The 26,834-nt window shown below is 62.4% G+C and carries 21 protein-coding genes and 2 pseudogenes; 6 read left to right on the top strand and 17 right to left on the bottom strand.

Going from position 1 to position 26,834, the window contains the following annotated elements; genetic code table 11:
- Window positions 1-92: 92 nt before the first annotated feature.
- Together JL39_RS27600 and JL39_RS27605 are read right to left on the bottom strand one after the other, a co-directional pair.
- Window positions 93-1,448, bottom strand: coding sequence for an EAL domain-containing protein (locus JL39_RS27600; RefSeq protein WP_037158345.1), 1,356 nt, complete (start codon window positions 1,446-1,448; stop codon window positions 93-95).
- 100 nt (window positions 1,449-1,548) lie between these two features.
- Window positions 1,549-3,225, bottom strand: a complete 1,677-nt coding sequence (locus tag JL39_RS27605; RefSeq protein ID WP_037158348.1) for a response regulator — start codon at window positions 3,223-3,225, stop codon at window positions 1,549-1,551.
- A 364-nt stretch (window positions 3,226-3,589) separates the two neighbouring features.
- On the opposite strand from JL39_RS27605, the gene mutL reads away from it, so the two are divergent.
- A complete protein-coding gene (gene mutL, locus JL39_RS27610) occupies window positions 3,590-5,407 on the top strand; it encodes a DNA mismatch repair endonuclease MutL (protein WP_037158350.1) in 1,818 nt (605 codons plus the stop codon).
- A 66-nt stretch (window positions 5,408-5,473) separates the two neighbouring features.
- On the top strand, window positions 5,474-5,707 hold the full coding sequence (locus tag JL39_RS27615; protein WP_037158353.1) for a DUF2093 domain-containing protein: 234 nt from the start codon (window positions 5,474-5,476) through the stop codon (window positions 5,705-5,707).
- Here JL39_RS27615 and lpxK read toward each other — a convergent pair.
- The 6 genes from lpxK to JL39_RS27645 form a co-directional block, all read right to left on the bottom strand.
- The gene (gene lpxK / locus JL39_RS27620; RefSeq protein WP_037158355.1) at window positions 5,704-6,747 is read right to left on the bottom strand and encodes a tetraacyldisaccharide 4'-kinase; all 1,044 of its coding nucleotides are present in this window, start codon (window positions 6,745-6,747) and stop codon (window positions 5,704-5,706) included. The genes JL39_RS27615 and lpxK overlap by 4 nt on opposite strands.
- Before the next feature lie 83 nt (window positions 6,748-6,830).
- Window positions 6,831-7,562: an HAD family hydrolase gene (locus JL39_RS27625; RefSeq protein ID WP_037158358.1), complete on the bottom strand. Its 732-nt coding sequence runs from the start codon at window positions 7,560-7,562 to the stop codon at window positions 6,831-6,833.
- Window positions 7,559-8,893 carry a lipid IV(A) 3-deoxy-D-manno-octulosonic acid transferase gene (waaA, locus tag JL39_RS27630; RefSeq protein WP_037158361.1) on the bottom strand — a complete coding sequence of 445 codons (1,335 nt, stop codon included), beginning with the start codon at window positions 8,891-8,893 and terminating at the stop codon, window positions 7,559-7,561. The genes JL39_RS27625 and waaA overlap by 4 nt, the downstream gene beginning before the upstream one ends.
- Before the next feature lie 184 nt (window positions 8,894-9,077).
- Window positions 9,078-9,320, bottom strand: a complete 243-nt coding sequence (locus tag JL39_RS27635) for a DUF4170 domain-containing protein (protein WP_037158364.1) — start codon at window positions 9,318-9,320, stop codon at window positions 9,078-9,080.
- Between the two features lie 61 nt (window positions 9,321-9,381).
- Window positions 9,382-10,182 carry a 3'(2'),5'-bisphosphate nucleotidase CysQ gene (locus JL39_RS27640; protein ID WP_037158367.1) on the bottom strand — a complete coding sequence of 267 codons (801 nt, stop codon included), beginning with the start codon at window positions 10,180-10,182 and terminating at the stop codon, window positions 9,382-9,384.
- Between the two features lie 5 nt (window positions 10,183-10,187).
- Window positions 10,188-11,534: a TldD/PmbA family protein gene (locus tag JL39_RS27645; RefSeq protein WP_037159876.1), complete on the bottom strand. Its 1,347-nt coding sequence runs from the start codon at window positions 11,532-11,534 to the stop codon at window positions 10,188-10,190.
- Between the two features lie 112 nt (window positions 11,535-11,646).
- Between JL39_RS27645 and JL39_RS27650 the strand changes: the two genes are divergently transcribed.
- Window positions 11,647-13,455, top strand: coding sequence for a monovalent cation:proton antiporter-2 (CPA2) family protein (locus JL39_RS27650; protein WP_037158369.1), 1,809 nt, complete (start codon window positions 11,647-11,649; stop codon window positions 13,453-13,455).
- 40 nt (window positions 13,456-13,495) lie between these two features.
- On the opposite strand, the gene JL39_RS27655 is transcribed toward JL39_RS27650, so the two are convergent.
- The gene (locus tag JL39_RS27655; protein WP_037158376.1) at window positions 13,496-14,095 is read right to left on the bottom strand and encodes a TetR/AcrR family transcriptional regulator; all 600 of its coding nucleotides are present in this window, start codon (window positions 14,093-14,095) and stop codon (window positions 13,496-13,498) included.
- Between the two features lie 86 nt (window positions 14,096-14,181).
- On the opposite strand from JL39_RS27655, the pseudogene JL39_RS27660 reads away from it, so the two are divergent.
- Window positions 14,182-14,786, top strand: a pseudogene (locus JL39_RS27660) (NAD(P)H-dependent oxidoreductase).
- 5 nt (window positions 14,787-14,791) lie between these two features.
- On the opposite strand, the gene JL39_RS27665 reads toward JL39_RS27660, so the two are convergent.
- From JL39_RS27665 to JL39_RS27675, 3 genes and pseudogenes are all read right to left on the bottom strand, one after another.
- Complete coding sequence (locus JL39_RS27665; RefSeq protein ID WP_037158378.1) at window positions 14,792-15,670, bottom strand: patatin-like phospholipase family protein; 879 nt, start codon at window positions 15,668-15,670, stop codon at window positions 14,792-14,794.
- Between the two features lie 23 nt (window positions 15,671-15,693).
- Window positions 15,694-16,254: a 16S rRNA (guanine(966)-N(2))-methyltransferase RsmD gene (rsmD, locus tag JL39_RS27670; RefSeq protein WP_037158380.1), complete on the bottom strand. Its 561-nt coding sequence runs from the start codon at window positions 16,252-16,254 to the stop codon at window positions 15,694-15,696.
- A pseudogene (locus JL39_RS27675) lies at window positions 16,235-18,279 on the bottom strand (pseudouridine synthase). Before JL39_RS27675 ends, rsmD begins: the two are co-directional and overlap by 20 nt.
- 151 nt (window positions 18,280-18,430) lie before the next feature.
- Here JL39_RS27675 and JL39_RS27680 point away from each other — a divergent pair.
- Complete coding sequence (locus JL39_RS27680) at window positions 18,431-18,886, top strand: nucleoside deaminase (protein WP_037158381.1); 456 nt, start codon at window positions 18,431-18,433, stop codon at window positions 18,884-18,886.
- A 15-nt stretch (window positions 18,887-18,901) separates the two neighbouring features.
- On the opposite strand, the gene JL39_RS27685 is transcribed toward JL39_RS27680, so the two are convergent.
- The 3 genes from JL39_RS27685 to JL39_RS27695 all read right to left on the bottom strand — a co-directional run bounded on the left by JL39_RS27685 (window position 18,902) and on the right by JL39_RS27695 (window position 23,832).
- The gene (locus JL39_RS27685; RefSeq protein ID WP_227705070.1) at window positions 18,902-19,501 is read right to left on the bottom strand and encodes a hypothetical protein; all 600 of its coding nucleotides are present in this window, start codon (window positions 19,499-19,501) and stop codon (window positions 18,902-18,904) included.
- 163 nt (window positions 19,502-19,664) lie between these two features.
- The gene (ileS, locus tag JL39_RS27690; RefSeq protein ID WP_037159878.1) at window positions 19,665-22,616 is read right to left on the bottom strand and encodes an isoleucine--tRNA ligase; all 2,952 of its coding nucleotides are present in this window, start codon (window positions 22,614-22,616) and stop codon (window positions 19,665-19,667) included.
- 316 nt (window positions 22,617-22,932) lie between these two features.
- Window positions 22,933-23,832 carry an MBL fold metallo-hydrolase gene (locus JL39_RS27695; RefSeq protein ID WP_244446972.1) on the bottom strand — a complete coding sequence of 300 codons (900 nt, stop codon included), beginning with the start codon at window positions 23,830-23,832 and terminating at the stop codon, window positions 22,933-22,935.
- A gap of 218 nt (window positions 23,833-24,050) precedes the next feature.
- On the opposite strand from JL39_RS27695, the gene JL39_RS27700 reads away from it, so the two are divergent.
- On the top strand, window positions 24,051-24,707 hold the full coding sequence (locus JL39_RS27700) for a TetR/AcrR family transcriptional regulator (protein WP_200884014.1): 657 nt from the start codon (window positions 24,051-24,053) through the stop codon (window positions 24,705-24,707).
- A 26-nt stretch (window positions 24,708-24,733) separates the two neighbouring features.
- Here JL39_RS27700 and JL39_RS27705 read toward each other — a convergent pair whose 3' ends face one another.
- Both JL39_RS27705 and JL39_RS27710 read right to left on the bottom strand, forming a co-directional pair.
- Window positions 24,734-25,714, bottom strand: a complete 981-nt coding sequence (locus JL39_RS27705; RefSeq protein ID WP_037159881.1) for a bifunctional riboflavin kinase/FAD synthetase — start codon at window positions 25,712-25,714, stop codon at window positions 24,734-24,736.
- Between the two features lie 16 nt (window positions 25,715-25,730).
- Window positions 25,731-26,579: a TIGR01459 family HAD-type hydrolase gene (locus tag JL39_RS27710; protein ID WP_037158398.1), complete on the bottom strand. Its 849-nt coding sequence runs from the start codon at window positions 26,577-26,579 to the stop codon at window positions 25,731-25,733.
- Window positions 26,580-26,834: the final 255 nt, after the last annotated feature.

Raw genomic sequence — 26,834 nt, forward strand, 5'->3', positions numbered from 1 at the left:
TTGAGGCGATGGGCCATCATCGCCCAAGGCCGCCTACATCGCGAGAACCGTGCGCGGCGCGTTCTGTCCGAAGAGCGTCGTCTTGAGGGAACTCAGCTCCGTTCGATCGTCACGAAATCGCGATAGTGGTCCTGGAGATAGCGCAGCGTCGCGGTGCTGTCAGCGGGTCTGCCGTAGTAGTATCCCTGGCCCATGCCGCAGCCGAGTTCCTTGAGCTTATCGGCATCGGCCTTTTCCTCGATGCCTTCAGCCACCACTTCCAGATCCAGGCCCTCGCACATGGCGATGATCGCCTTGACGATATGTTCGGAAGCGCGGTCGGTGGTGATGCGCGAGACGAAGGCACGGTCGATCTTCACCTTGTCGAAGGTGAAGTCGCGCAGGCGGCCGAGACTCGACTGGCCGGTGCCGAAGTCGTCGAGCGCGATGCGCACGCCCTGCTTTCTGAGTTCGGTGATGATGCGCTGCGCCGTGTCAGCGGACGTCATCACCGCGGTTTCGGTGATCTCCAGTTCCAGCCGGTAGGGATCAAGGCCGACACGAGCCAGAGTCGAGAGGATGGTCTCGGTCGTGCCGGGGTCCATCAACTGGGCGGAAGAGAGGTTGAAGGACAGGAAAAGTTCGCGCGGCCACGAGAGCGCGGCCTCCGCAGCCTTGCGCAGCAACGTTTCAGAAAGCGCATCAATAAAACCCCGTTCCTCGGCGAGCGGCACGAAGATCGCGGGCGAGACGAAGCCCAGATCGGCATCGATCCAGCGGGCCAGCGCCTCGAAACCGACGACGGCACCGTCCTTGATGCGCACGATCGGCTGGAAATGCACATCGACCGCATCGGCAATGACGGCGTTGCGCAGCGCCTGTTCAAGCTGCGTCGCCCGCTTCATCTCCTGGGCGATCTCGCGGGAATAGACGGTGATCTGGCCGCGGCCGCGACGCTTGGAACGGTAAAGCGCGGTCTCGGCGCTCTTCAGCAGTTCCTCGAAATCCTCACCGGCAAAGGGATAGATCGCAAAACCGAACGAGGCGGAGAGACGCACATTGCGGTCACCGAGATCATAAGGGGCGGAAAGCACGTCCTTGATCATCTGGCCGATCCGTTCGGCCCCGTTCCGTTCGAAGACCAGCGGCAGGACGAATGCGAACTCATCGCCGTCGTGGCGGGTAACAGTCGCGCCGTCAGGAATGCAAGCCTTCAGTCGATGGGCGACCTGACAGAGGATCTCGTCGCCCGCCTCGGCGCCGAAAAGATCGTTGATGGGCTTGAACCCATCGAGATTGGCGATGCAAATGGTGAAGGGCGCGGGATCCTGAGCGCGCTCGGCTGCCAGGAGGCGAACCTTATCGCGGAGGCGGTAGCGGTTTCCGAGACCCGTCAGAGGGTCGCTGTAAGCCATCGCCTGCAGCTCATTCTGGCTGACCTGCGGCAATGGGTTTCCCGCCGACTTCATGAATAATCCCGTTACGCTTCAAGAACGAAGGCAGGATGAGGGAAAAAGATTAAAAAATCATGGCCCGGGCCTAGCTTACGCCAAAAGTTTGATTAATCGGTTAAGCATATGACCGCTTCACCGGAATATCGAGATAGGCCTGGAACACAGCTTCCAGCGCCTCGGGGCTGATCGGCTTCAGGATCACGTCGTTCATACCGGCGGCGAAACACTCGTCCCGATCGCGATCGAACGGGTGGGCAAGCACGCCAATGATCGGGATGGAACCATCGATGGTTTCGAGCGAACGGATTCGGGCGCTCGCCTCGAAACCATTCAGTTTCGGAAGCGTGACGTCCATCAGGATCAGCCGCGGCGAAAGTTCCCGCCACATACGGACCGCCTCTTCCCCATCGGCGGCGATCGCATATCGATAACCGAAACCTTCGAGGATCTGCGAGAAAACGATCTGGTTCACCTCATTGTCTTCGGCGACAAGGATGTCGATGACAGGGCCATCGGCGTTCACCCCCGTGTCGATTTGCCAGTCCTCCTCCGGCATATTCTCCGCAGCTTCCGCGGGCTTTTGCTGGAGCAGATGAACGACGTTGGACGCCAGTTCCTGCATCATCTCCAGACCGTTGACCGCAAGGGTCGGAATGTCATGCTGCCTGGCAATCTCCATGCATTCAGCGTCGCTCGCCACGTCAATGACGATGAGATCCATGCGGATGCGGGAATCTTTTACGAATTTCAGGAAGAGCCGGAGTTCCGCAGCAGTCGAAACCGACGATGTATCGAGCCGAAGCGTGGCAAGAATGTTCGATGCTTCGGCCTCCATTTGGGCGTCCGCCGAAACCATCAGAACCTTGCGGCCGGCGACCTCGGCGATGTCCCGCGCCGGGTCGGTACGCATATCGCGCTCGTGGCGACCGAAAGCAGCTTCCATCACCTGAAGCCGGTCCTTGCTCAGGACGGGCTCACGACCATCGTCACCTGTTCCGACGAGCGCCGTGATGTCTTCCATGGCTGTAACGATGTAGTAGCGGCCAGGTTTGCCGATGCGATATTTGTTGGCGATGATGATCGCGTCCGGTCCATCCGGCCGTGTCACGCGGTCGGCGAGTTGGACCGGTTCCCCGGTATCGAAGAGTTGCCGGTTGATGCCATCAAGGCGTTTTTCCAGTTTGGCGGAATGGATATCCGATCCCTTGTGCCCCAGGACGGCTTCGACCGGCAAACCGAGGAACCGGCTGGCAGCCTTGTTGACGGCGACGAAGGTGAAATTTCTGTCCTTCACCGTGATCGGGAACGGCAGATGGTCGAGCACTTCCTCGGTGATCTGCACCCGCTCCATGTCTGCCCGCCATTGCTCCTCGCGCTTCTTATGGTCCGAGACATCCCTGATCACGGAAACGCCATAGCCGGAGGGCAGTCGACGCTTGGTGAAACTCAGCCAGCGGTCAGTCCCGCGGCGCTCAAGCGTGTCGGCGCGCTCCTTCCAGAGGGTGGCGATCTGTTCGGCAACCCAGTCCTCGCGGCTGAGCATGCGGCGAGGGCTGGTACTGTCGGCAACGAAGCGTCCGCCGCTATCGTAAACCGCGCCGAGGAAATCCCTGAGGCGCGTGCCGGGTGCAAGAAATCCCTTGGGAACCGGCAGGAGGCTGAGCAAATGCTGGCTGGCGAAAACGATCTGGTCGTTCTTGTCGTAGACAAGCAGGCCGCCCGAGACGCCCTCGGAAATCACTTCGAGCAAGGCAGTCTGAATGTTCGCGTCTGCCGACGCCAAATCATTCATAGGATGGAACTCCCCGTATGCTTTTTCGGACTCGGTTCAGAGACCGGCCGTTATGCCGCTTGGTCGCCTTTCGGCGTTATTCCTTCTAGTTTCAGTCGTGCGGGGTCGGAAAACATGCTGGCTCCAAGTCCTCAACGAGTGATCCGGTCTCGCATGACGGTGCCCAGCCGGCCGTCACCCTGATCACACGCGGGGAGCTGGCACTCCCCCGGGTTTCATCCAATTCAATGTCAACACAAATATCGGTCTTGTCTTAAGGCCGGATTAATGAACACTCGTGCACTTGTGCGAACCTGTCCTCAAATCGGTTGAACGTGTCCATCGAGGCCTTTTCTTCCTCACCCGAATCCCGGACAATGATCCCATGTCCGTCAAACAACTGCCCGAGACGCTGATCAATCAGATTGCTGCCGGCGAGGTCATCGAAAGACCTGCCAGCGCTGCGAAGGAACTGATCGAAAACGCCATCGATGCGGGTGCAACCCGCATCGAGATCGCTACCGCCGGCGGCGGCAAGAGTCTCATCCGCATCACCGACAACGGCTCCGGCATGGATGCTGCCGATCTCGATCTGGCTGTCCGGCGGCACTGCACGTCGAAGATTTCCGACACGCTCGACGACATCCGCACGCTCGGCTTCCGGGGCGAAGCGCTGCCCTCGATCGGTTCGGTCGCCAAGCTCACGATCACCAGTCGGAGGGCCGGTGACGCAGCCGGCTCGCAGGTCGCGGTCGTCGGAGGCAAGAATTCCGGCGTCAAGCCGGCGCCCGCAAATCCCGGCACGGTGGTGGAGGTGCGCGACATATTTTTCGCCACTCCCGCCCGCCTGAAATTCCTGAAGACGGAAAGAGCGGAAGCCGGCGCCATCACCGAAATCGTCAAACGCATGGCGATTGCGTTTCCGAATATCCGCTTCGTGCTTTCCGGCTCAGACCGTTCCACCCTGGAATTCCCCGCGACCGGCGATGACCATCTCGCCCGCATGGCGCAGGTATTGGGAGCCGAGTTTCGCAACAACGCGATCGAGATCGATGCGGTACGCGAGGATGTGGCACTTTCCGGTTTCGCCGGCGTGCCGACCTTCCATCGCGGCAACTCTGCGCATCAGTATGCCTTCGTCAACGGCAGGCCGGTGCAAGACAAGCTGATTCTTTCGGCAATCCGCGGCGCTTATGCGGAAAGCGTACCGTCCGGTCGCTATCCCGTCGCGGTGCTGTCGATCACGCTCGATCCGGCGCTGGTGGACGTCAACGTGCATCCGGCCAAGGCGGATGTGCGGTTCCGCGATCCCGGACTGGTGCGTGGCCTCATCGTCGGCGCTATCCGCGAGGCGCTCGTGCGGGAAGGCGACCGCGCGGCGACGACCGGCGCGTCGGGCATGATGCGCGCGTTTCGCCCCGGCTTTTCATCCGTGCAGCCGGCTCCGCGCACGTCCTGGGCGGCAGCAGCCTCACCCTACCGGCCGCTTCATCCGCAACCGGCCAACGACTTTTCCGAGCAGGTGCAGTCGGGCTTCGATGTGCTGACCATGCCGGCTGCGCGCACCGACGCGTTCATTGCCGAACCCGTGGCCACGCCTGCTGCTGCGGAGGGTGCGCCGCGCCATCGTCTCGGGGCCGCCCGCGCCCAGCTTCACGAGAACTATATCGTCGCGCAGACGGAGGACGGGCTCGTTATCGTCGACCAGCATGCCGCGCACGAACGGCTCGTCTTCGAGGCGATGCGCAAGGCACTGGACAGCAAGCGACTGGCGAGCCAGGTCCTGCTGATCCCCGAGATCATCGACCTGCCCGAAGAGGATTGCGACCGGCTGGTGGGGCACGGGCAAGAACTCGACCGGCTGGGGCTTGTCATCGAGCGCTTCGGCCCCGGCGCGGTGGCCGTGCGCGAAACGCCCGCCATGCTCGGCGAAGTCGATGCGGCATCACTGGTGCGCGATCTCGCCGACGAGATAGCCGAATGGAACACGGCCGGCGGCTTGCGCGGCAAGCTCGAATATGTCGCCGCCACCATGGCCTGCCACGGTTCGGTCCGTTCCGGCCGGCGGCTGAAGCCGGAGGAGATGAACGCGCTTCTGAGGGAGATGGAAGCGACGCCCGGCTCCGGCACCTGCAACCATGGTCGGCCGACCTATATCGAACTCAAGCTCTCCGACATCGAACGGCTATTCGGCCGGAGTTGAAAACCGCTGGCAATCGGAGCCCTATCAGGATAGAGCAGGCATATGTTTTTCCGCAGGAGACGACAGATGAACCGGTTCGAAGGCAGCGGCTATCGCGAGGCCAAAATCCGGTATCTTGACGGCGATTACCAGATTCTCGCCGCAGGCTCCTATGTCGTATGTGCCATGACAGGCGCGCAGATCCCGATCGACGAACTGCGTTACTGGAGCGTCGCACGGCAGGAGCCATATGCCGATTGCGCAGCCTCGCTCGAAGCTGAAAAACGCGCCGGCGCCCTGCCGAACCAGAGCCGCGCCTAGGCTTTCGCTGAATTTTCCCTCAACCGCCGCTCACGGAAATTGGCGATCGCCGTATCGATCATCTTGCCCGGCGCCTGCGGATCGTCGAAGGTCATGTCGACCTCGACCACTTTCGCCTTCTGAGCCAACTCCTCCATGCGGCCGTGGTGGCCGGCAAGCCGCACCGCGTCCTTGGCGGTCGTGACGAGCGTCAGGTTCTCCTTCGCGGCATCATCCAAGAGGTCTGCGATCTCGTCCTCGCTGAAATAATGGTGATCCGGGAAAGCCCGCTCGATCATGATCCGTCCACCGATCTGTTTGACCGTACGGTAGAACTTCTCGGGGTCGGCAATGCCGGCGAAAGCAAGCAGCGGCCTGTCGGCGATCTCCGGGACCTCTCGCGGCTTCAACGCCGCAACATAGACCTGCTTGCCGGCGCGCGCCGCCTGGCGCACCAGCTTGTCGGCCGCCTCTCCGGTCCCGACCTTGAGGATCGCCGAGAGCTGGCGCATCTGTTCGGCGATCGGCGCCCTCACCGGCCCGCCCGGCACGAGATGGCCGTTGCCGATGCCGCGCACCGTGTCGATGACGACGAGCGCGAAGTCGAGCGCCAGGCGGGCGCTCTGGAAGCCATCGTCCATGATGATGAGGTCGACGCCTTCCTCGACCAGCTTGCGGGCACCGTCGACGCGGGTGCGGGAAATGACGGTCAGCGCCTCACGGCAGAGGAGCAGCGCTTCGTCACCAACCGCTTCGGCCCTGTGATGAGCGGGATCGACCACGGTCGTCACGTCAAGCGAACCGCCATAACCACGGCTCAGGAACCCGGGTTTCAGCCCCTTTTCCCTTGCCGCACGGGCAAGCGCAATCGCGGTCGGCGTCTTGCCCGCACCGCCGACGGTGAAATTGCCGACACAGAGCACCGGCACCGGCACGCTGGCCCGGTGCGCGCGCGCCATGCGGCGCCCCGCGATCCGGCCATAAAGGAAGGAAAAGGGGAAAAGGCCCCAGACACGCCAATCCGCTTTCGTCCACCAGAATGGCGGTGCTTCCGTTACCATGCGCTACGCTCTCCGGATGATCCGTCCTGAAACAGCCGCGAAGAAGATGGGAATTTCCCAGAAAAGGCAAGCCCCGGCGGAGGTTAGAGCGCTCCGGCCTTGGCGGGCAGAAGCGCCTCCAGTGCAGTGATGTCGTCGAGGCAGATGTCCGCGGTCGCTGACAGCGTCTCCCGGGAACCGGTGCCCGTCATGACCGCAACGTTGAGGCCGACGCCGGCCTGCTTGCCCATGTGCATGTCGTGATTGTTGTCGCCGACCATGGCGACGCGGACGGGATCGAGGCCGACCGAATGGCAGAAGCCAAGCAGCATGCCGGGCTCCGGCTTCACGCCATGGCCGCTATCGTAACCGGCAATGAAATCCAGATGCTCGATGAACCCGAAACGGATGGCGGTCTGGTGGATCGCCTTCTCGTTGTCGCTCGAGGCGACCCCGAGCTTGTAACCCCGCGCCTTCAACCGGGAGAAGAGGCTCGCAAGATCGGTGACCGGCACCGAAAATTCGGCCGAACGGATAAACAAATCATCGAGTAACCGGGTCAGTTCCGCGACATCGACGGGCGAACCGGCAGAGACGAAACCTGCGGCGATCTCGGCCGCATTGCCGGCGGCAAGCAGGCTGTCGGGCCGTGTATGGCCGGATACGGGATCCATGCCGCCGGAGAACAGAAGCTGCGGTTCGAGCTCGGCATTGCCGGCGGATGCGATGCGGGCAGCCTCGCGGTTTACCGGTCCCCAGCTTTCATCGTAACGCAACAGCGTCCCGTCCTTGTCGAACAGGATGCCGGCGATCCCTCTGAACTTTCCGGTGTTCATCGGACGGCGGCGGCAGCCGTTGCTGCTTTCGGCTGTAGCCGGGCACTCACTGTCAGCGGATTGATGTAGGGTTCCAATGCCTTGACCGTCTTCGAAAGGGCGCCGCGCATCTCTTCCATTGCGTCATAGCCCGAATCGACCATCTTGCGGCGGGCGAGGTCGTTGATCATCAGATAATGAACGGCCTTGGCCAGCATTTCGACATCCCGGACGATACGGGCTCCGCCCTTGCGCACGAGGTGCTGGTAGGCGTCGCGGAAATTCTGGATATGCGGACCGGAAAGCACCGCGCAGCCCAGCATGGCCGGCTCCAGCGGATTCTGGCCGCCCTCAGCCGCGGCAAGCGACTTGCCGACGAAGGCGATTTCGGTGAGCCGCAGGTAAAGCCCCATCTCGCCGATGGAATCGCCGAGGAAAATATCGGTCTCTGGCGTCAGCGGATCGTTACGCGAACGACGCGCGACAGTCAGCCCCGCCTCTTTCAGCATGGTTTCGATCGCATCGGCGCGATCGGGATGGCGCGGCACGAGAATGGTCAACTGGCCATTCTTCGGCTTCAGCGCACGATGGACGGTCGCAACCGCCTGCTCCTCGCCATCGAAGGTGGAGATCGCCGCCCAGGTCTGGCGGTCACCGATCTCCTTGCGATAACGGGCCAGCAGGGTCTCGTCGCAAGGGGGCGGATCCGTATCGCTCTTCAGGTTGCCGGAAACGATGACCGGCCAGGCACCGAGGTCGCGGAATCGTTCCGCATCGAGGTCAGACTGAGCCACGACCAGAGCCATCTTTTCGAACAGCGCCTCGGCAATCGAGCCATAGTTGCGCCAGCGGTCGAAGGAACGGTCGGAGATGCGGGCGTTGACGCGGATCTGGGGGATATAGCGGCGGGCGAGTTCAGAGACCGTCGTCGGCCAGATTTCGGATTCCGCCGTGATGCAGGCATCCGGCTTCCAGTAGGCGACGAAGCGCTTGATCGGAAATTTCACGTCGAGCGGCACGTATTGATGGATGACCTCGTCGGCAAGGCGCGACTGGACGAGGTTGGCGGAAGTCACGGTGCCGGTGGTGAGCAGGATATGGATTTCGCGGCGCCGCAGCTCGCGGATCAGCGGCATGATGGCGATCGTCTCTCCCACACTTGCGGCGTGCATCCAGACGAGCGGCCCCCGCGGACGGGGAAGGCTCGCATAACCCAGCCGCTCCAGCCGGCGGCTGCGGTCTTCCTTGCCCTTGATGGCGCGGTAGCTGAGATAGGGGCCGACCAGCGGATAGAGCACGATACCAGCCAGCCGATAGCTGAAAAGAGCCGTGCGCGCCAAGCCGCTGCTCATAGTACCTGCACCCGATCGATCGTGACCGCCGTCAATATGACAACCCCTCTTATTTCGTAATCCGTAGCCCAATTTCTTGTGTTTTACAAATGCGTCAAAATAGGGTCCTCGCAGGGGCGTCGTCAGGCGGAGGACTTGTATTCGGATGCGGCCCGGAGCCAATCCTCAGAGAGTGCGGCTTACCTCAGACAGGCTTGACGCCGGGGTCCAGCAACCGGTGCATATGAACGATGAAATAGCGCATTTCGGCATTATCGACCGTCTGCTGCGCCTTCGCCCGCCATGCGGTAAGCGCGCTTGCATAATCGGGGTAGATGCCAACGATATCGAGCTTCGAAAGATCCTTGAATTCCACGCCTTCAAGGTTCTTGAGCTCGCCGCCGAAGACCAGATGCAGAAGTTGTTTGTTTTCGCCCGTTTCCGTCATTGTCGATATCCGTTCATTCCAGCCTCCCCGGCCCCTCCTCTGCGGCATTCTCGAAGAAACGTCAACCCGCTCCGCCGGCAACCTTCGGCAGCAGATCACGAACCGCCCCTTCGGCACCGGCAACCAGCATTTCGTGGCGGACATCGCTCCGGTTGTAGACAAGCCGTCTGCCGTCAAGATCGACAAGGCGCCCGCCGGCACGTTCGACGATCAGATCGGCTGCGGCGAGGTCCCAATCGTGGGAATTGCGCTTGACGATCGTGCCGTCGATCCGGCCATCCGCCACCATGGCCAGCCGATAGGCCAGCGACGGGATGTGCCCCACGCGATGCACCATCTCGCGGAAGGCCGGATCGAATTTCTTGACGAGGCCCTCGTCCGCCGCGATCACCAGCTTGTTATCGGCGTGCCCGACGCTGACGGTGATCGGATCATCGTTCTTGAGCGCCGGGCCGTCCTTGACCGCGGAGAATTCTTCGTTCAGCGCCGGCGCGACCAATACGCCCGCGACCGGCTGGCCGCGATGGACGACGGCAACCGAGACGCACCAGGTCTTATCACCATTGATGAAGGCGCGCGTGCCGTCGATCGGATCGACAACGAAGAGCGTCTCGCAGGACAGACGGGCGACGTCGTCATCCGTCTCCTCGGACAGCCAGCCGTAATCCGGCCGTGCTTTCCGGAGCAGGCTTTCGAGACGGTCATTGGCGGCGAAATCCGCGGCACTGACCGGAGACCTGCCCTCGTTCTTCCACCAGACCTCAGGCGCCTGGCCGAAGAAGCCATGGGCGACCTCGCCGGCCTGCCGCGCCGCATGGAGGATGAGGTCGAGGTCTTCCTGCCAATGCTCAGCAGCGCTCATCGGGATCACCGCCCCGCCAGCGTCATGCCCTCGATGGCGAGCGTCGGGGAAGCCACGCCGAACTTGCGGTCGATATCGTTTGCCGGCGTGATCCGCATGAACATGTCCTTGAGATTGGAGGCGATCGTCACTTCCGAAACGGCATAGGCGAGCTCACCGTTCTCGATCCAGAAGCCGGTCGCGCCGCGGCTGTATTCGCCGGTGATCATGTTGACGCCTTGGCCGATCAGTTCCGTCACGTAAAAACCGGTGCCGACCGACCTGATCAGGTCCTCGGGAGAAATGTCGCCGGGTTCCAGCGCAAGGTTGGTCGAGGCGGGCGTCACCGCCGTGCCGCCCCGCACACCACGGCCGTTGGTCGTAAGTCCGAGCTCGCGGGCCGTCGAGGTCGACAGGAACCAATGTTTGAGCACGCCGTCCTCGATCATCACCATGCGCTCGCCCATCACGCCCTCCCCGTCGAAAGGACGCGAGGAGGCGCCCCGGACGACGAGCGGATCATCGGTGATGTTCAGTCCAGCCTTCAGCACCTGCTGGCCCATCCTGTCGCGCAGGAAACTCGTCTTGCGTGCCACGGACGCGCCGTTGATGGCGCCTGCAATATGGCCTACGAAACCACGGGCGATGCGTGGATCGAAGACAACGGTAATATTGCTGCCGGTTTCCACCTGGCGGGGATTGACGCGCTTGACCACCCGCTCGCCGGCGCGGCGACCGATCAGCTTCGGATCATCGAGATCGGCGGCATAGAGGCGGGCGTCGAAATCGTAGTCGCGCTCCATCTTCGTGCCCTCGCCAGCGATCACGCTGACGGATCGACCGAAGCGGCTCGCCATGTAGCTGCCGGAAAAGCCGTGCGAGGTGACAAGCACGAGACCGCCCATGCCTGCGGAGGCTCCAGCACCGGAGGAATTGGTGACGCCCGGAACGTCGAGCGCCGCCTGCTCCATTTCGAGCGCCGCCTCCCGCAATGCCTCGGTCGGAACATCCGTGCTGTCGAAAAGATCGAGATCGGGGTAGGATTTCGCAAGGTCCTTCTGGTCCGCCAGGCAGGCGAAGGGGTCTTCGGGCGACACCTTCGCCATCGCGACAGCGCGTTCGGCGAGCGTCTTCATGTCGAAGCCGGGATTGGCCGAAACACTGGCAACCCTTTTGCCAATGAAGACGCGAAGCGAAAAATCATCGCTTTCGGAGGCTTCCGTTCCCTCCACCTTGCCCAGCCGGGCGCTGACGGAGCGGGAGCGGGAGCGCACGACCACCGCATCCGCCTGATCCGCCCCCGCGGCCCTGGCTAGATCGATGAGTTCGCTGGCGCGGGAAAGCAGAGCGGCGGAATCGATTTGGGAGGTCATGATTGCAAGCCTTTCATTCTCGTCCCATTTATTGTGCACTGTCAGAAGCATCAAGGGCGACTCGCCGATTCTTGAGAGGACCAATGCCTGCCGAACTCCGAAAGTGTCCCGCATGACCGCACCCGGCTCCCTGCTTTCCCAAATTCTTCTGCTTCTGGCTGGAGCGGTCCTCGCTGCACCGCTGTTCAAAAAGCTCGGACTGGGTACGGTACTCGGTTATCTCGCTGCGGGCGTAGTCATCGGACCGGTGCTGCAGCAGATTATCGATGCTGAAGAAGTGTTGCACTTCTCCGAGTTCGGTGTCGTCTTCCTGCTGTTCATCATCGGGCTGGAACTGAAGCCCTCGCGGCTCTGGCAAATGCGCGGCGACGTTTTCGGACTCGGTCCGGCGCAGGTGGTGCTGACCGGCCTCGTGCTGATGATGCTTGCCTATTTCACCAACATGGCAGACTGGCGCGGCAGCCTCATCATCGGTTTCGGCCTGGCGCTCTCCTCGACCGCCTTCGCATTGCAGATCCTGAACGACGAGGGCGACATGAACAGCCGCTACGGCCAGCGGTCGTTCTCCGTGCTGCTTTTCCAGGATCTCGCCATCGTACCGCTTCTGGCGCTGATCACGATTCTGGCCCCTGGGACCACGGAAGCGGAAGCAACGCCACTCGTCGATTTCGCCGTGGCCGTTGCCGCCGTCGGCGCGATGGTGCTTGCCGGCCGCTATCTGCTCACTCCAATGTTCCAGGTGATCGCCCGCACGGGGGCGAGGGAGGTGATGATCGCCGCCGCACTCCTCGTCGTGCTCGGATCAGCCACGGCCATGCAGGCTGCCGGCCTTTCCATGGCGATGGGAGCCTTCCTCTCCGGCGTGATGCTTGCCGAATCCTCCTACAGACATGAGCTGGAAGCGGATATCGAACCATTCCGCGGCCTGCTGCTGGCGCTCTTCTTCATGGCGGTCGGCCTGTCGCTCGAAGTCCACGTCATCCTGGACAACATCCTCTTCATCCTGCCGGCGGTGCCGATCTTCATGGCCGTCAAGTCGCTGATCGTCTACGGGCTGTGCCGCCTCTGGGGATCGTCGCACAACGATGCCGTCAGGATCGCCTTCCTGCTGCCGCAGGGTGGTGAATTCGGTTTCGTGCTTTTCACGACAGCGACCGCCGCGGGCCTCCTCTCCTCCGCGACCGCCTCGCTGCTCATTGCCATCGTAACCCTCTCCATGGCGCTCACGCCGCTCGGCGCGGCACTTTCCAAGCGCTTCCTCAGCGGTGAAACGCGCGAGGAACTGGAGGAGGATTTCGACGGAGCAGGCGCCGACGTGCTGATGATCGGCTTCTCGCGTCTCGGCCAGATCGCCGCGCAGATCCTTCTTGCCGGCGGTCGCGAGGTGACGGTCATCGATGATTCCGCCGACCGCATACGTCAGGCGGCATCGTTCGGCTTCCGGATCTATTTCGGCGACGGCACGCGCCGCGACGTGCTGATCGCCTCGGGCATAGAGCGGGCAAAAGTCGTCGCGGTCACCACCCAGAAGCGCGAGACGACCGACCGGATCGTCGACCTGATCCGCTCGGAATTCCCTGACGTGCGCCTCTTCGTGCGCTCTTACGACCGTATTCACTCCTTGTCGCTTCGGGCCCGGAATATCGAATACGAACTGCGCGAGACGCTGGAATCCGGTCTTCTCTTCGGCCGCCGGACGCTGGAGGCGCTCGGCATGTCTGAAAACGAGGCAGAGGAGATCGGCGACGATATCCGCCGGCGCGATGAAGAACGGCTGCAAATCCAGGCAGTCCAGGGGCTCGGTGCCGGCCGCGAGATGCTCTTCAACAGTCCGGTTCGGCCGGAGCCGCTGATCAAGCCGAAGCGGGCGCCCGTCATGGACGAGATGGGTTCGGAGCCGGCGGTGGCGGAGACCAGCTAGGGCAGGTCGACCGCCTCTGTTCTTCCCAGGCAAGCCGGCGCTACTTATTGCGCTCGGCCATCGCGACGATCGTTGCAAGGAGTTCTTCTTTGGCCTGCGACGGTGTGATCTCGCCGGTCGCAGCAGCGTGGGAAAGAGCCTCTGCCGCGCCAAGCATGCTCCACAAACCAGCCGACCTGATAGTGCCCGCCTTTGCAAAGGGGGCAAGAACAGCCCGGCACTTCTCCATGAAGACAGCCTGGTAATCGCGCTTGATCTTTTCAAGCTCCGGGGAACCGGCAAGGGCGGCGATGACGCCCGGTATTTCACGCCCCTGCTGCAGGACGCAATCCACATAAGAGGAGGCGATCACCCGGGCACGGTCGCTCAAGTCGGCTTCGCCCTTCTCCAATGCAGCGTCCATAACGGCTGTCTGGCGCGCATCGAACTCCTGGTAGAGAGCTATCAGCAAGTCCGGACGGGTGGCGAAATGATCGTATACAACTGGCTTGGCGACCCCCGCGCCCTCGGCCAGACGACCGAGGGTCAAGGCATCGGTCCCCTCGTCTCGGGCAATTTTCCATGCCACATCGAGAAGCTGACGATGCCGGGCCTCGCGCGTGAGGCGCTGGCGTGGACGGCGGGTGGTTTGCTCTTCCATGCTTGACTTCACTATATACTAAAAGTAAATTACTAAAAGTATATAACTTCCAGGCCTCCACAGCAAGCTCATCAGGAGTATCCGACATGCATGCCCTTATCGTCGTTGCGCATCCCGAGCCGGGTTCCCTTACCCATAATGTCGCTGCCCATATCGGACACGGTATATTACCTGCGATCCGGCCGATTCTTTCGAGATCGCCGACCTCGCCGCCGAAGGCTTCGATCCCCGGTTTACGGCGGTCGATCTGGCGGTCCATCGTCGCGAGATGGCCGCTTCCGCGGACGTCATCGCCGAACAGGCGAGAATAGATCGCGCCGATGCGCTTGTACTGGTCTATCCCGTCTATTGGTGGTCAATGCCGGGACTGCTGAAGGGGTGGATCGACCGCGTCTTCAGCAATGGCTGGGCCTATGACGAAGGCGCCGATCTGAAACTCGTCAAAAAACTTCAGCGGCTCCCTGTCCATCTGGTGGCCATCGGCGGCGCCGACATGCGCACCTATGCGAGGCATGGTTATTTCGGTGCCATGAAAACGCAAATCGACCATGGGATTTTCGACTATTGCGGCGCCAGGGTGGTGACTTCGGAGCTTTTGCTGGAGCAGCGGGAAGGAGAAGATCAGCGATTACAGACCGCGCGCACCATTGGCTGCAATCTCTTCAGAAAGAAGATGTCCCAGGCCGCCTAGCGATCTCAGGCTTCAATCGCTGCGTGAAGCGCGTCGATGGCGCGCTTCAAGTCGTCCTTCACGCCTTCGGATTCCTCCAGGATTTCACGGGCCCTCAGGAAATCCAGCACCCGGAACCGGTTGACCGAGGGTCGCAGGAAAATATGCGGCGGGTTGAGCTTCAGCTTGAGCGCGATACTCGCCTGCATGGTGAGCTGGCTCGCGCCGAACAGGCTGTCGATACGGCTCGGAACATGGGTGCCGTCCCCTTCCGGTGCGCCGACCACATCGACGCCGATCACCACGTCGGCAAGCTCCATCAGATGTTCGTAGGGAACCGGATTGAAGACGCCGCCGTCGACCATGATCCGTCCATTGACGCGCACCGGCATGAAAAGGCCGGGAATGGCCGCGGAGGCTGCGATCGCCGTGCGCAGTTCGCCCTCCTCCAGCACCACCTCCGCCTGGCCGTAATAATCCGTGGCCGAAATTTTCATCGGGATGTGGAGATCGGCGAAATCCTCCGGCACATCAGGCGGCAGGAAGGCATCCAGAATGAGTTCGAGATTGAAGTGGCCGAAGCGGAAACCGCCGAGCTTGTCGCGCATGGTGGCCGGGCCGAGGCTCCAGAGCTTGTTGAGCAGCACTCCGCGATTGCCGATCGTTTCCAGCGTAAAATTGCGGATCTCGCGGCCCTTCATGCCCGACGCCATGCCGGCTCCCATAATCGCGCCGATCGAGGAGCCGGAGATCGCTACCGGCCGGATGCCAAGCTCGTCGAGCGCCTCGATGATCTGGATATGCGAAATGCCGCGTGCACCGCCGCCACCGAGAGCGATTGCAAAGGTCAGCCCGCTTTTCCGTTTCGCGGACTCGACATCGGGAAGCGCAAGCTTGACGTTCATTCCTTTCCTCTCACGCCTTTCTTTCACATCGGCTGGTAGCGGAAGAAATCCATGCGAGTGTCGCCGAAGAGGCGGCTTTCGAGCAGTTTGAAGGCCGGATCCACCGCAGATTTCACGTCGGCACGTTCCTCCAGGATCGCCAGGGCGCCCGGAACCAGCCAGCCGCCCGTGTGGGCCGCGAGCAGGGCCGCATCGCCCAGACCCTGACCATAGGGCGGATCGGCGAAAAGGAAATGGAAAGGCTCCATCGTGCCGATCGCGCCAAGCTTCGTTGCATCGCGGCGCAGGATACGAGAGCGGCCATGCAAACCGAGATTGTCGATGTTTTCCCAGAGCAGGCCCCGCCCCTCGACGCCGTTCTCGACAAACAGGGCATGACGACAGCCTCGCGAGACGGCTTCGAGACCGACCGCGCCGGTGCCGGCAAAGAGATCGATCACCCGTGTGCCGTCCAGCGCTTCCGGATAGACGTGGCTGATGATGTTGAACAGGCTTTCGCGTGTCCGGTCGATGGTCGGCCGGATGGCATCGGTTTTCGGTGTGGCCAGGGACCGGCCGCGAAACTCACCACCTACGATCCGCACTGTCCGTCACCCCTTTGGCCCACGCGGCTTGCTGCCGGACCTTGCCCCGCCCGGACGCGAACCGCCCGGACGACCGCCAGGTTTGCCCGCGCCGCCCGGCTTTCCGCGACCGCCAGCGCCTTTCCCGGCAAAACCACCTGCGCCGGCTGGCTTGCCGCCAAAGGATTTGCCAGCCGGTTTTCCGCCGCGCGGCTTATCGCCGAAGGGCCGGTCGCCGGCAGGACGCTCGCTGCGCGGACGTTCGGAGCGAGTGCGTTCGGCACGCCCCTCGCCCGGGGAGAAGGATCGTGCGGGACGATCACCATCCTCGCGAGGCCGGCGTTCGCCCCTCGGCTTATCGAAGGACCGTTCGCCACGCGCCGGACGGTCTCCAAAGGGACGGTCACCACGCGGATGCTCGGAGCGCTTCTCGCCGGAGAAAGAACGGGCTGGGCGATCACCATCCTCTCGTGGCTTGCGATCACCACGAGGCCTATCGCCAAACGGGCGTTCGCCGCGTGGGCGATCACCCTCTTCGCGCGGCCTGCGGTCGCCTCTCGGACGGTCACCAAAGGAACGCTCTCCCCGTTCGGCCCGATCGCCAAACGAACGCTTGCGGCCGAAATCGCCGCCCTCTTCGTCGCGCGGACGGCGGGCCGGCTCCTCGGCGCGGATCCAGTCGCTGTCGTCGTCGGCGCGGTTCACCACGACGCGGCGATCATTTTCGGGCGCAGGCTTCTTGAACAGCCGTTCGGCGTCAGCACGCGCGGAGGTTTTTTGGGCCTTGCCGTCGGTGGTCGGGCGGGCGCCCGGCGCCATCCAGACATTGGCGGTGCGGCTGGTGCCCAGCGGAGGACGCTTCTTCGGACGCTCCTCTTCATCCCGATCCCGGTTGCCGAACGATTTGCCGCCGCGGGGCTTGTCCGGGAACTTGCGATCATCGCGCCTGGTGTCGAGCCGGCCGAGCGCCTTCTCGCGCCTGTCTTCCGGCTTGCCGGCGCGCGGACGTTCCGTCTTTTCCGGCTTTACGGCCCAATCGGACCGTTCGGCGCGCACCGGCTTGTCGTCTTCCGAGTCCCTGTCGTTGTAGAGCGGCGCGTCGAAATTCGCCTTCGCTTCCTCGATCAGGCGCGGCCCGAGTTGGTCGCGCAGCATGCGGCCACGCACTTCGATCACCTGGCCCTCGGGCAGATCACCGAGCTGGAACGGCCCATAGGAGATACGGATCAGGCGGTTGACCTCGAGCCCAAGCGCGCCGAGAACGTTCTTGATCTCGCGGTTCTTGCCTTCGCGAAGACCCATGGTGATCCAGACATTTCGACCCTGGCTACGGTCCAGCGTCGCGTCGATCGAACCGTAGAGCACGCCGTCGACAGCGATCCCTTCTTTCAGCTTGTCGAGCGCTTCCTGATCGATCTCGCCATGCGCGCGGACGCGGTAGCGGCGCAGCCAGCCCGTTGTCGGCAATTCCAGGACGCGCGACAGGCCGCCGTCATTGGTGAGCAGCAGCAGGCCTTCCGTATTGATGTCGAGTCGGCCGATCGAAAGCACCCGCGGCAGACCTTCCGGCAGGTTGTCGAAAACGGTCGGACGGCCTTCCGGATCAGAATTGGTGGTCACGAGGCCGGCCGGCTTGTGATAGAGCCAGAGGCGGGTGCGCTCGATCCCGCGGATCGGCACGCCATCCACCTCGATCTTGTCGTTAAGCGTCGCATTGACGACGGGCGTGTCGAGAAGCTCACCGTTCAGCTTCACCCGGCCTTCCATGATCATCCGCTCTATATCGCGGCGGGAGGCAACACCGGCGCGCGCCAGGAGCTTGGAGATGCGCTCAGGCTTGCCCTCGGCCTCGGCGGATATCGTTGCGGCCGGCGCCGGCTTGCGCGCTGCCTTCACCGGTTTTTCGGAAAAGGCTTTCGGCGCGGCGTTTTTCCTTGCGCCCTTGGCGGCCTTGCTGCCGGCAGCCGCCTTCGGGGCCGATCTGGGTTTGGTTTCGCGAACGAAAGTTCTGCCTTCGCCGCGCTTCGGCTTGTCTTTGGAATTCATTTGTTGTTTGCCTGAAGCGTGATGTCTGACGGAGATGATCCGGACATTCTTGTTCGTGTTGACTTAAGTGGTGTTAGGCCCGCAAATCGGGCTTCCGGTTGGATGCTTCCTACCAGTTCGCGCGATCCGGGTTAAGAGGAAATCGCCTGAAATGGCCAATACCGATGGTTTCATGGACGCAGCGCTCGCCGAAGCCCGGGATGCCGCTGCCCGCGGCGAGGTTCCGGTCGGCGCCGTGCTGGTGCTCGACGGCGTCATCATCGCCCGGTCGGGAAACCGCACCCGCGCCGACAACGATGTCACGGCCCATGCAGAGATCGCCGTGATCCGCGATGCATCCGCAGCACTCGGGCAGGAGCGGCTTGCCGGTGCCGATCTCTACGTGACGCTTGAACCCTGCACCATGTGCGCGGCGGCAATCTCGTTTGCCCGCATACGCCGTCTCTATTACGGCGCGGAAGACCCGAAAGGCGGCGCGGTCGACAACGGCGTTCGCTTTTTCAGCCAACCGACCTGCCACCATGCGCCGGAGGTCTATTCCGGACTTGGCGAAACCGAAGCGGCAAGCCTGCTCACCGGTTTCTTCCGCGCGAAAAGAGAGGACTGACCGGCATGCCGGCAATCAGAAGAGCTTCCACCATTCGCGGGAGTTCTTCGCTTCCGTGGCTTCCTTCTTGCGGCGCTTTTCCTTCTGCATCTCGGGCTCGCCAAGATCGCTCAGATTGGCCGTATCCGCCGAACGGAACTCCGCAGGCGGTTCGGTAAGCGAACGGCGGCGGGCAGAGACGTCAACGGTCTCGGCGTCCTGCTTGGCCTTGCGGAAGGCCTCCCACTTTTCGGATTCGGTCAACTGACCGCCCTGGCCCTTGCCGGTGATAAGGGGAGATTGATATCTCGGATTGTTCGCGTTTGCATCCGCCTCTTCGCGGAGTCGCTTACGCGTTTCTTCCGGAGATTCGACCCAGTTCGGATTGTTCTCGCGGTTGGCAAGCGATTGCTGCGGCGGCGGCAGGTTAGCCGCATCCCCCTTGGCGACGACAAGCGAAGGACGCGGATTGTATTTCAGATTGCGCTTGGCTTCGTCTTCCTTGCCACCGATCGAAACGGCCGAACCAAGGTCGTCGGTGAGCTGCTCGAGGGCAGTCTTGTCGGTGCCGTAGGTGGGGCTGCCAAGGCAGCCCGAAAGGGTCAAGGTCGAGGCGAGGATGCCGGCCACGCCCATGCCGACACGAAACGCAGATGTCGTTGTCATCAAAACCCTTCCAGCGGCGCCCGTCCTTGACGCCTGAGACTACTTGCACCCCAGATGGCGGGAAAATCCGGCCAATTTCGGGCAGAAATACCGGATGACGCGCCAAAGCGCAATCATCCGGCGGCTTTTCAGGTCAACCGAGACGACCGAGAGCGGCGAGTTCGCGAAGTGCCGCAGCGTCGCGTGCAGAGACATCCGGCCAGGCGGGGTCGGAACCGACATCCTTGGTCACACGCCAGGAGCGGGCGCATTTTACGCCTTCAGCGAGCTTCGGATCGACGGCAACGCCCGGAACTTCCGGCAGCCGGAAGGCGCTTTCCGGCCCTTCGCCCGCCACGATCTCGATGCCGGAGGTGATGCAGATCTCCTCGAAGTCCTGGTCTTCCAGCGCCTTCAGGAGCGCCGGATCAGTGATGTGGACGACGGGGGCCGCTTCCAGCGAGGAACCGATGCGCTTGTCCTTGCGCTCGATCTCCAGTGCGCCGGTGACAACGGAGCGGACCCGGCGAATCGCGCTCCATTTTTCGGCAAGCATGTCATTGCGCCATTCGGCCGGAACGTCCGGGAACTGTTCGAGATGCACGGAGACCGCGCCCGGATTGCGCGACAGCCAGGCCTCCTCCGTGGTGAACGGCAGCATGGGCGCAAGCCAGGTCACCATGCAGTCGAAGATCCTGCGGATGACGGAGAGTGCTGCACGGCGGCGCAGCGACGACGGCGCATCGCAATAAAGCGCATCCTTGCGCACATCGAAATAGAAGGCCGAGAGCTCGACATTGGCGAAATCGATGAGCGCGCGTGCGATCTTCTTGAACTCGAAGGCGTCGTAAGCCTCACGGACGAGCTTATCCAGTTCCGCCAGGCGATGCAGCATCAGCTTCTCGAGTTCAGGCAGGTCGGCATAGGCGATCTCCTCGCCCTCATCGTGGGCGAGCGTGCCGAGCATCCAGCGGATCGTATTCCTGAGCTTGCGATAGGCATCGACATTCGTCTGGATGATCGTCTTGCCGAGGCGCTGGTCTTCCCAGTAATCCGTCGTCATGACCCAGAGGCGCAGGATATCGGCGCCGGCATCCTTCATGACGTCCTGCGGCGCCACGACATTGCCGAGCGACTTCGACATCTTCTGGCCCTTCTCGTCCATGGTGAAACCATGGGTGATGACCGTGTCATAGGGCGCACGGCCGCGGGTGGCGGCGGATTCCAGGAGGGACGAATGGAACCAGCCGCGATGCTGGTCGGAGCCTTCTAGATAGACGTCGGCCGGCCATTTCAGGTCCGGGCGATCCTCCAGCGTGAAGGTGTGCGTCGAGCCCGAGTCGAACCAGACGTCGAGGATGTCCATGACCTGCGTCCACTTGGCCGGATCATGTTCGTTGCCCAGGAACCGTTCCTTGGCGCCTTCGGCAAACCAGGCGTCCGCGCCTTCCACCTCGAAGGCATCGAGGATGCGCCGGTTGACGGCCTCGTCCTGCAGAACCTCACCATGCTCGTCGACGAAGACGCAGATCGGCACGCCCCATGCCCTCTGGCGGGACAGCACCCAGTCCGGGCGCTGCTCGATCATGGCGCGCAGGCGGTTCTGGCCGGCAGCCGGCACGAAACGGGTATCGTCGATTGCCCTCAGCGCCCGCTCGCGCAGCGTCGTGCCGTCGGCAAGCGTCTTGTCCATATAGACGAACCATTGCGGCGTATTGCGGAAGATGATCGGCTTCTTGGAGCGCCAGCTATGCGGATACTGGTGCTTCAGACGGCCGCGGGCGAAGAGCATATTCCTCTCGATCAGCGCCTTGATGACGCGATCGTTGGCATCGCCCTTCTTGCCATTGTCGTCCATGACGCGCACGCCCTCGAAACCGGGTGCGTCTGTCGTATAGGTGCCGGAATCGTCGACCGGGAACGGGATCTTCGTCTCGATGCCGCGCGCCTCCAGCTCCCGGATATGGTGCATCCAGGCCTCGAAGTCCTCACGGCCATGGCTCGGCGCGGTGTGGACGAAACCGGTGCCGGCATCGTCGGTGACGTGGTCGCCGGCCAGCAGGGGCACGTCGAAGTCGTAGCCGCCACCGAGGCCGCGCAGGGGATGGGCGCAGGTGATCGCCGCCATCTCATCAGCCGAGACATCGCGCAAGCGCTTATACTGGAGCTTGGCCTTGGCGAAGCTTTCTTCGGCCAGTTTGTCGGCAAAGATCAACTTCTCACCGGGACGCGGGCCGAAATCGTTCTCTGCCGCCGTGACTTCGTAGAGGCCATAGGCGATTTTCGGCGAATACGAGATCGCCCGGTTGCCCGGGATGGTCCAAGGCGTCGTGGTCCAGATGACTACGAAAGCACCGCGGATATCATCCATATAGGACTTTGCCTCAAAAGGCGTGTCGATCGTCCCGAAACCGGCTACAGGGAACTTCACCCAGGTCGTATCGGACTCGTAATCCTGATACTCGACCTCGGCTTCCGCCAGCGCGGTGCGCTCGACCACCGACCACATGATCGGCTTCGAGCCGCGATAGAGCTGGCCGCTCCTGGCGATCTTCAAGAGCTCGCCGGCGATGCGCGCTTCGGCGTGGAAATTCATCGTCAGGTACGGGTTCTCGAAATCGCCGACGATGCCGAGGCGCTGGAACTCACCCGCCTGAACCTTGATCCACTTTTCCGCATAGGCGCGGCACTCGCGGCGGAACTCGGTCATCGCCGCCGGCTCGGAGAGGTCGGGCTTTGCCTTGCCCTTGGAACGATAGTTCTCTTCCTCGATCTTCCACTCGATCGGCAGGCCGTGGCAGTCCCAGCCCGGCACATAGTTCGAGTCATAGCCGCGCATCTGGAACGAGCGGGTGATGACGTCCTTGAGGATCTTGTTCAGCGCGTGGCCGATATGGATGTTGCCGTTGGCATAGGGCGGGCCGTCGTGCAGAACGAATTTTTCGCGGCCGGCGGCGGAGGCGCGGAGCTTCTTGTAAAGGTCCATCTGCTGCCAGCGGGCAACCAGTTCCGGCTCCTTCTGCGGCAGTCCGGCGCGCATCGGAAAATCGGTTTCGGGCAGATAGAGGGTTTTCGAATAGTCGAGTTTTTCGGCGGTATCGGTCATGATGGCAATCGTTTCTGGCGCCGCGACGGGGCGCGTCTCGATGAAAACACGGTGGCGGAAGGCGCTTGTCGTAAGCGCCGAAAACCCGGACCCTCCGGCCGCTCTTACAGCGCGCGGAAGGCCGGGCCGATAATTCGTATGATCTGAGCCAGCCGAAATTTTTGCATAGTGGCGGTTGTTTATGTGTTCTTGCCGAAAAAAGGAAGAGGGTCGGTCAGGAATATGAAAGACCGGCTTCGGCAAAATAGCAGGCGCTTTCCCCCGCCCTGCCCTTTAAAACAGGACGGGACGGGAGACATGGCTGAAGCCGCGGCGTTCAGCCGAGCGGGATTTCGAGCAGGTCGCGTCCGACGACGATCTCCCCGTCAAAATGCCTGGCGGTTTCGGCACGCCACATTTCGTCGGTGATCCACTCCATGTCGCCAGGCCCGAAATGGCTGAGGACGAGTTTCTTCGCGCGAGCCTGTGCGGCGATCATCCCCACCTGCTCGGCCGCCGTGTGACTTTCGACGATGTGCTTGCGGAAAGCGGGCGTGCCATTGGCGCGCTTCACCAGGGCGTCGACGCCGGGAAGGTAAAGGACTTCGTGCACCAGCACGTCCGCATCGCGCGCGAAATCGGCCAGCGCCGGATTATAGGCGGTGTCACCCGAATAAACGACGACCCCATACGGCGTTTCGAACCGGTAGGCGAGATTTTCCAGCGGCGGGTGGGGCGTCGTGAAGGCGGGCACCTTTACCCGCTCGTCCTGCATGACCAGCCCGTCCTTTTTGGTAAAATCGTGGGCGCGCAGGAGCTTGGACGGGTCGGCACGGCCCTCGTCCTCCATCCTGGTCGCGACGTCAAGACGGTTGAGCTGCCAGAAATCCCTCGCCATGTCTTCGAGCCCAGCCGGTCCATAGGCATCGATCGGCTGACGCAGCGCCCCGGATACCCAGATATTGTAGACCAGATTGCCGAATTCGAGCTGATGGTCCGAATGCATGTGGGAAATAAGGATCGTGCGGATGCTTGCAAGATCGATCCCTGCCTTCACGACCTGAGCCGTTACCCCCATGCCTGTGTCTATGATGTAGGTAACGCCGTCGACGATCAGCGCATTGGCGGGATTGGATCGGTTGCCACCCACGCGCGGCCCGCCCTTGGTGCCCAAGAGCACAAGCTTCGCCCCCTTGGGAGCTGCCGGCGCCTCGGCATGAGCGGCAACCGGAAACATGCTTGAAGCACCGGCTGCCAGGGCAAAGTTAAGAACACTCCGACGAGTGAATGCATGCCCGCTGTTCGAAATCTCCATCTCTCTCCTCCCTCCGATCAGAGAGCCGAGATTTAACAACAGCCGAACGAGGAATCAATCAGAATAAGAATCTCATTCTATTTTAAGCTGATGGACAACGGGAATACGATACGCAATTCATAGAGGAGAGGCGGTGCATATTGAGAACGACAGCGAATTGGCATGACGATCTGGCGCGAGTTGGCGTTCTTCCCGCCCAGCAGCTGCGCAGCCGCGAATTGCGCGATCGCCTGATCAAGGAAGGGCTGCGCATCGCGCGAAAGACCTCCTTCGACGAGGTCGGCGTTGCCGATATCTGCAACGCCGTCGAATGCTCGACCGGTGCCTTTTACGCGCGCTTCCCCGACAAGCTGACGCTCTTCAAGGCGGTCATGGTCGCGGCTGCGGCAGAATCGGGGCCAATGCTCGAGGCCGTCGTGCGGGAGACGACCTTCAACCGTATTCTCGCTGAACTGACACGGGCGCAAGTCGCCCGCTACATCGAGCAGAAGACCTTTTTCCGTTCCGCGTTCAAGGTCAGCCTGGAATCAGGAGAGGCATGGGAACCCTTCCGCCGGAACGTGCATGCGCTGACCGATGCCTTTCTCGATCGGGTTGCCCGCGAACCGTCGATCGATCATGCCCGCGTCGATGAGGCCCGCATCCGCTTCGCCTTCCAGGTGATGTACGGCGTTCTCAACAACACCATCATCAACCAGCCCGGCCCCTTCTTCCTGGAAACACCGGAGTTTCCGGAGATGCTCGAACAGACGATGCTGGCGACAATGGATTTGCCGCGCAAGCCGACTGTGAGCTGACTTGCGGACTTCGTCATCAAACGACGTCAGAATGCGATTTTCGCGTCCAGTTCCCCGAGCGGTCTGACACCGGAGAGCAGCGCCCGCGCCTCTTCCTCGTCGCGTTTGATCTGCACCACCAACGCGTCGAGGCTGTCGAGTTTCAGCTCGTCGCGCAGGTGCCCGAAGAAGGAGACGGAACAGATTTCACCATAGAGGCTGCCGGAGAAATCGAAGAGATAGGTCTCAAGCAACGGTGCGCCGTTGTCCGTCACGGTCGGACGGCGCCCGTAGCTTGCAACGCCATCGTGGAGCGTGCCGTCGGGGCGGCGGAACCGTACGGCATAGATGCCTGCCTTCAGCTCTGCTTCCGGGGATAACTGCATGTTGGCGGTCGGGAAGCCGAGCTGCCGGCCGAGCTTTTCGCCGCCGATCACCTCAGCCTCGACCGTATAACGGTAGCCGAGAAGACCTGCCGCGCCAGACACGCCGCCTTCCCCCAGCAGGGCCCGGATGCGGCTCGAAGATATCACTTCGGCATTTTCGTCCCGGAAGGCATCGACGAGCGAGACGGTAAAGCCGTGCCTTTCGCCCGACGCCATCAGGAAGGCCGGGCCGCCTTCCCTGCCCTTGCCGAAATGGAAATCGAAGCCGGTGACGACGGCGCCGGCATGCAGCCAGTCGACCAGGATCGTCCGGATGAATTCTTCCGCCGAGCGCGTCGCGAATTCCCTGGTAAAGGGATATTCGATCACCGACTGGAAGCCCATGGCCTCCAGCAATCGCGCCTTCAGCGGCGCGGGCGTCAGCCGGAAGACGGGTTCCTCCGGCCGGAACACGGTGCGTGGATGCGGCTCGAAGGTCAGCACCAGCGCGGGTGTGCCGCGCTCTTCGGCAAGCGACAACGCGCGCTCGAGAACGCTGCGATGGCCGCGATGCACACCGTCGAAATTGCCGATGGCGATGACGCCGCCCTTCAACGCCTCGGGCAGCGGTTCTTTCTTTTCGTTGCGGTGGAATACGGTCATCGAAGCGATTTCCGGTTCAGGCAAGCCTCTGCATCCAGTATTTCGGCGCGGCGTTTTCCGATTTCAGCCAGGCATTGAGGATCGCTTCGTCGGTCCGGCCATTGACGGTATATTCCGCCACATGGATACCCCCGCTGATATAGAGCAGATCGAGCCCGTATGCGAGCGCACCGCGCACGTCGGTAGGCATACCGTCGCCGACCGCCAGCACACGGTCCATCGGGAAATCGCCGCGCACTTCGCGAGCGGCGGCAAGCGTCGCCTCGTAGATCGGCCGGTGCGGTTTGCCGGCGATGCGCGTCTTGCCGCCGAGTTGTTCGTAATAGGCGGCGACGGCACCGGCACAGGGGATGATGCGGTGGCCGCGCTCGACCACGAGGTCGGGGTTGGCGCAGATGAACGGCACGTCGCGCTTGACGAAGGCGGTCAGGAGGCCGGTGTAGTCCTCCGGCACTTCCTTCTCGTCGTCGAAGAAACCGGTGCAGACGATGCAATCCGCGTCCTCTGCCGAAACGGCCTCGACGTCGAGCCCGTCAAACAGCGGCATGTCGCGTTCGGGGCCGAGCAGGAAGACCTTTTTCGGCCCTTCGGCAATCAGATGGCGCGTCACGTCGCCGGAGGTGACGATACGGTCATAGGTCCCGTCCGGCACGCCGAGCGCGCGCATCTGCTGGATGACGCCCGGCGCCGGACGCGGCGAATTGGTGATCAACACGACTGTCGCGCCGGCCTCCCGCGCCTCGGCAAGCGCCTTGCAGGAGTGCTGGAAGGCATCGACGCCATTGTGCACGACGCCCCAGACGTCGGAAAGAACGACGTCGTAGCCGCCGATCACTTCGCTCAAACTGCCGATGCGCTTTGCCATATGTCCGTCCTGTCACTCCAAGTCCCCGGTGACATGGCAAACCGCCGAAAAGATTACAAGCAAAAAGCTCCCGTTGCGCCGCGACGACACGCTGGTGTCATTTTTGCGCCGCACCATGGCCCGGCTTATCCATTAAGCTTGTTTTCAACCGGCAGGCGGGACCGCCTTTAAAATTTCAGCTTCGTCCTTGACTCAATCGCCGGCCCCACTTATCTCGACCCTCGTTAGCACTCCCGCAAGGTGAGTGCCAACAGC

Origin of the sequence: Rhizobium sp. YS-1r (assembly GCF_000757525.1) — a bacterium.
Taxonomy (GTDB): domain Bacteria; phylum Pseudomonadota; class Alphaproteobacteria; order Rhizobiales; family Rhizobiaceae; genus Neorhizobium; species Neorhizobium petrolearium.